Source organism: uncultured Caballeronia sp., from assembly GCF_964243625.1.
GTDB lineage: Bacteria > Pseudomonadota > Gammaproteobacteria > Burkholderiales > Burkholderiaceae > Caballeronia.
In genome coordinates this window covers 1-4990 of record NZ_CAXTGZ010000453.1, presented here as the reverse complement: position 1 = coordinate 4990, position 4990 = coordinate 1, and the positions used below count along the sequence as shown (strand labels likewise).

Annotated in this window: 4 protein-coding genes; 2 read left to right on the top strand and 2 right to left on the bottom strand. The window is 62.6% G+C overall.

Going from position 1 to position 4990, the window contains the following annotated elements; translation table 11 throughout:
- On the top strand, positions 1 to 1163 hold a 1163-nt coding region (locus tag ACFFAR_RS24450; RefSeq protein WP_174365638.1), incomplete at its 5' end, for a methyl-accepting chemotaxis protein.
- Here ACFFAR_RS24450 and ACFFAR_RS24445 read toward each other — a convergent pair.
- Both ACFFAR_RS24445 and dinB read right to left on the bottom strand, forming a co-directional pair.
- Positions 1160 to 1756 carry an alpha-ketoglutarate-dependent dioxygenase AlkB gene (locus ACFFAR_RS24445; RefSeq protein ID WP_174365639.1) on the bottom strand — a complete coding sequence of 199 codons (597 nt, stop codon included), beginning with the start codon at positions 1754 to 1756 and terminating at the stop codon, positions 1160 to 1162. The two genes, ACFFAR_RS24450 and ACFFAR_RS24445, sit on opposite strands and share 4 nt — an antisense overlap.
- A 6-nt stretch (positions 1757 to 1762) precedes the next feature.
- On the bottom strand, positions 1763 to 2917 hold the full coding sequence (dinB, locus tag ACFFAR_RS24440) for a DNA polymerase IV (protein WP_256701069.1): 1155 nt from the start codon (positions 2915 to 2917) through the stop codon (positions 1763 to 1765).
- Positions 2918 to 3135: 218 nt separating this feature from the next.
- On the opposite strand from dinB, the gene ACFFAR_RS24435 reads away from it, so the two are divergent.
- The coding region (locus ACFFAR_RS24435; protein ID WP_375508612.1) for a PAS domain S-box protein at positions 3136 to 4990 on the top strand (1855 nt) is incomplete at its 3' end.

Sequence of the window (4990 nt, the reverse complement as noted above, 5' to 3'; positions counted from 1 at the left end):
AGCAAAAGTTCAGCGAGTTCCGCACCATCAGCGTGGTGGCGATCATCATCGGATTGCTGGCTGCGGCGTTTTCGTGGGTCTCGCTGCGCCGCGCGATCGGGCGTCCGCTCGACGAAGCGCTCGCACAATTCGATGCCATCGCTTCCGGCGACCTGCGCCGCGAACTGATCGTGACATCGCGCGACGAGATGGGCCAGTTGCTCAACGGTCTCGCAAAAATGCAGGCAAGTCTGGTCGACACCGTGCGCTCGGTACGTTCGGGCAGCGAGTCGATTGCATCGGCGACCAAGCAGATTGCAGCGGGCAACATCGATTTGTCGTCGCGCACGGAAGAGCAGGCGTCGGCGTTGCAGCAGACGGCGTCGAGCATGGACGAGCTGACCGGCACGGTGAAGCAGAACGCCGAGAACGCGCGTCAGGCGAGTTCGCTGGCCGCGAACGCGTCGGAGATTGCGAACAAGGGCAGCACGGTGGTCTCGCAAGTCGTCGATACCATGGGCGACATCAACCAGAGCTCGACGAAGATTGCCGACATCATCACGATCATTGAAGGCATCGCGTTCCAGACCAACATCCTGGCGTTGAACGCGGCGGTCGAAGCGGCGCGTGCGGGCGAACAGGGCCGTGGTTTCGCGGTCGTGGCGGCGGAAGTGCGCAGTCTTGCGCAACGTTCGTCGGCGGCGGCCAAGGAGATCAAGGAACTGATCAACACGTCCGTTTCGCGTGTACAGACAGGCACGACGCTGGTGGGCGACGCCGGCCGCACGATGTCCGAGATCATCGGCGCCGTGCAGCGCGTGACCGACATCATGGGCGAGATTGCAGCGGCTTCGCACGAGCAGAGCAGCGGTATCGAGCAGGTGGCGCTCGCCGTCACACAGATGGACGAAGTGACGCAACAAAACGCGGCGCTGGTGGAAGAGGCGGCGGCCGCGGCGCAATCGCTGGAAGATCAAGCGGGCGCGTTGAAGGCGGCGGTATCGGTATTTCAACTGAACGATGGCGGCGTGGAAAGCGTCAAGGTCGTCATAAAGCCGGCGCAGAAACCGACACCCCGTGCCGTTGCAACCCAGCGGCTGGCCCGGCTGAAAGCGCCGCTCGCGGGCGTGGAAAAAGCGAAGCCGGTTGCATTGGCGGGCGCGGCCGACTGGGAAGCGTTCTAAGCGGCAGTCGCCTTCTCAGCCAGGCAGCGAAACGCCAGGCTGATACGCGGACCGGCCACTTCGCTCGTCTTCGGGATGCCGTGGTTGTGCGTGAATTGCGATGCGTAACTCATCACGAGCACGCTCCCCGCATGCAGATCGACGTTGAGCGTGCGCCCCCTGCCTGATTTCGCGCGGATGCTCATGCGGCGCGTGGCGCCCAGCGAAAGAATGGCAATGGGCGCTTTCGCCACGAGCCCCTTGGTGTGGTCGTTGTGCGGCGCGACGCTGTCGTTGCCGTCACGATACAGATTCAACCCGACGCTGTTGAACGCCGCGCCGACGGTCGACCGGACCTGTTCCGCCGCCTGCAGCAGCGGCGCGGGCAGGTCGGCGGCATCGAGCGAAAAATGCGCCATCAGGCGTGGCACATCGACCTCGCGCTCGTACATCATGCGGCGCTGGTTGCTCCAGATCACGCCATCGAGCGCTTGCTCGAACCACGCTTGCGCCGTGGCGGGCGACACCACACCGGGCAGATAGCGAATCCCGCTTTCGGCGTCATCGATGAGATCGAGCGGCACGGGATCGAACAAATCGTTCTGATACACGATATTTCCTCAATCCGCCGAAAACGGCAGTTCCCCCTGGACGGCGATCGGCTCGGCGACATACGACCCCGCTGGCACCAGCGCCGTCACACGCACCCCCAGCAAACGCAAACGCCGGTCGAGCGGCACGCGCCGCAGGCATTCGGTGGCGGCGCGGCGGATATCGGTGGCGTCGGCCGTGGGCGCGGGCACCGTCAGGTCGCGCGTGACCGTGCTGAAGTCGTTGTAACGCAGCTTGATGCCAACCGTGCGGCCTTCGTAGCCTTTGCGCCGCAAGTCGTCGGCCACCCGCGTGCATAAATCCGTGAACGCCGCCGACAACGTGCTGCGATCCTGGCGCGGGTGAAGGTCGCGCTCGAACGTGGTTTCGCGGCTCATCGACTTGGGTTCCGAACTCACGACCACCGGCCGTTCGTCCTCACCTTGCGCGACTTCCACGAGCCACGCCGAATAGCTTCGCCCGAAGGTAGCCTGGAGCAGTTCCGGGTCCGCACGGGCCAGATCGCCGACCGTTTCTATGCCGATGCCGGCCAGCTTTTCGGTCGCCTTCGGCCCGATGCCGTTGACCTTGCGTACTGCCAGCGGCCAGATCCTCAGCGGGATATCGGCGGCGGTGAGGATGGTGAGGCCATCGGGCTTGTCCAGTTCCGATCCGATCTTCGCTAGCAGCTTGTTCGGCGCGACGCTGATCGAGCACGACAGGGCGGTTGCGTCCCGCACGGCCTGCTTGATGCGCGCGGCGGTGTCGGCAGGGTCGCCCGGCAAATCCGTCAGATCGATATAGATTTCGTCGATACCGCGATTCTCGATTTGCGTGGTGAACGTGGCAACGGCTGCCTTGAAAAGCCGCGAATAATGCCGGTACGAATCGAAATCCGTGGGCAGCAAGAAGGCGTCCGGCGCGAGTTGCGCCGCTTTCATCATGCCCATGGCCGAAAACACACCGAGCGCCCGGGCCTCGTAAGTGGAAGTCGTTACCACGCCCCGGCCGGCGTAATCGCGCAGCCGGACGAAACGGCGGCTGCCGTCGGGCAGGGTTTGCGGCGTGGCGTTCCGGCCGCCGCCAATCACAACGGGCTGGCCGCGCAGTTCGGGATAGCGCAACAATTCGACGGACGCATAGAACGCGTCCATGTCGAGATGCGCGATACGGCGCGTGGTCACGACGGCGCTCCAGGATCGGACATGACATCGATAGCTGTATGGATATACAGTATCTTACATCGAAATGGCCTGGCGTCGCCGGGTTCCTTGCTGGGACAACGCTTATTGAAACGGTGAAAGCGCGTGTATAGGTCTATGATTACTCGTCTAATTTATGTCTATAGCCGGGTCCTGACCCGCCCTGGCTGCTAGATGGATTCACTCGAAGATTCAAGTAAATGACCACACAAGAAACCACCGCAGGCTTCTCCGACGAACGGCGCTTCGAGCTGCTGGTGAGCAACGTCAGTGACTACGCAATCTACATGCTCGACCTGAGCGGTCGCATCAACAGTTGGAACGCCGGCGCTCAACGGTTCAAGGGCTACACGGCCAGCGAGATCATCGGCAAGCATTTCTCTCTTTTCTATACCCCGGAAGACCAGCAAAACAACAGGCCCGCTCGCGCCCTGCGCACGGCGCGCGAAGAAGGCCGTTTCGAAGACGAGGGCTGGCGGGTGCGCAAGGACGGCACCCGTTTCTGGGCGAACGTCGTGATCGATCCGATACGCGACCCCGAGGGCAATCTGGTCGGCTTCGCCAAGGTCACGCGCGATATCACCGAACGCAAGGCGGCCGAGGAAGCCTTGCGCGGAAGCGAAGAACGGTTTCGCCTGCTCGTGCAGGGCGTGACGGATTACGCCATTTACATGCTGGCGCCGGACGGTGTGGTCACGAACTGGAATTCGGGGGCCGAGCGCATCAAGGGATACACGCACGACGAGATCGTAGGCCAGCACTTCTCCTGCTTCTATACACCCGAGGATCGCCAGGCCGGCTCTCCTGCAAAAACGCTCGCAGCGGCTGCATCGGTGGGGAGGTTCGAGCAGGAAGGCTGGCGAGTCAGAAAAGATGGGACGCGGTTCTGGGCGCACGTTGTAGTCGATGCAGTCCATGACGATCATCAGAAACTGATCGGCTTCGCCAAGATCACGCGCGACGTCACCGAGCGCAAGTTGGCCGCAGAGGCGCTCGAGCGCGCCAACGCCGCACTGTTCCAGTCGCAAAAGATGGAGGCAGTCGGGCAGCTGACCGGCGGTATCGCGCATGATTTCAACAATCTGCTGACCGTCCTGTCGAGCAGCATGGACCTGTTGACCATGCGTCTGAGCAACCCATCGGACATCCGTATTCTCGATACCATGCGCCGCGCCGTCGAACGTGGCGCGACCCTCACGCAGCAGCTCTTGTCGTTTGCGCGCAAGCAGCCGCTGCAAGTCCAGAACTGCGACCTCAACGTGGTGATTGCCGGTTTCGAAGCGGTGCTCAAGCGCGCGGGCAACTCGAGTATCGAGATTGACTTTGCCTATGTGCCGGAACTGCGGATGGTCGCAATCGATGTTGCGCGGTTCGAGGCGGCGTTGCTCAACCTGGTGGTCAACGCGCGCGACGCGATGCCCGAGGGCGGCAAGATCATCGTGGCGGTGAACAACGCGGATCTCAAGGACGGCGATGTCGGCACACTCAAGGCCGGCGCTTTCATAGCGGTCACCGTCAGCGATACCGGAACGGGCATGGCGGAGCGCGTCATTGCGCGTGCGTTCGAGCCGTTCTTCACGACCAAGGAAGTAGGCAAGGGCTCCGGGCTCGGCTTGAGTCAGGTGTATGGTTTCATAGCGCAGTCGGGCGGCGAGGTGCAGATCGACAGCAAAGAGGGGCAGGGCACCACGATCCGGCTGTATCTGCCGGCCATCGAGGACAGCGCGGTGGAGTCGAAAAGCGCGCCCGCGGCATCGCAAGAGATGATCCTCATGGTCGATGACGAACCGGACGTGCTCGACATAGGCGCGGAGTTGTGCAGGTCGATCGGCTATCAGGTCCTGACGGCGAACAACGCGAAGGAAGCGCTGGAGATGCTGAACCGGAGCGCCAACATTTCGATCTTGTTCACCGACGTCGTGATGCCTCAAGGCATGCATGGACTGGAGCTCGCGCGGACGGCGCGGGCGCTGTTGCCGCAATTGAAGGTCGTCCTTGCGTCGGGTTATCCGCTGCCCATGTTGAAGGAACAGCATGGCCCGACCGATGCATTCA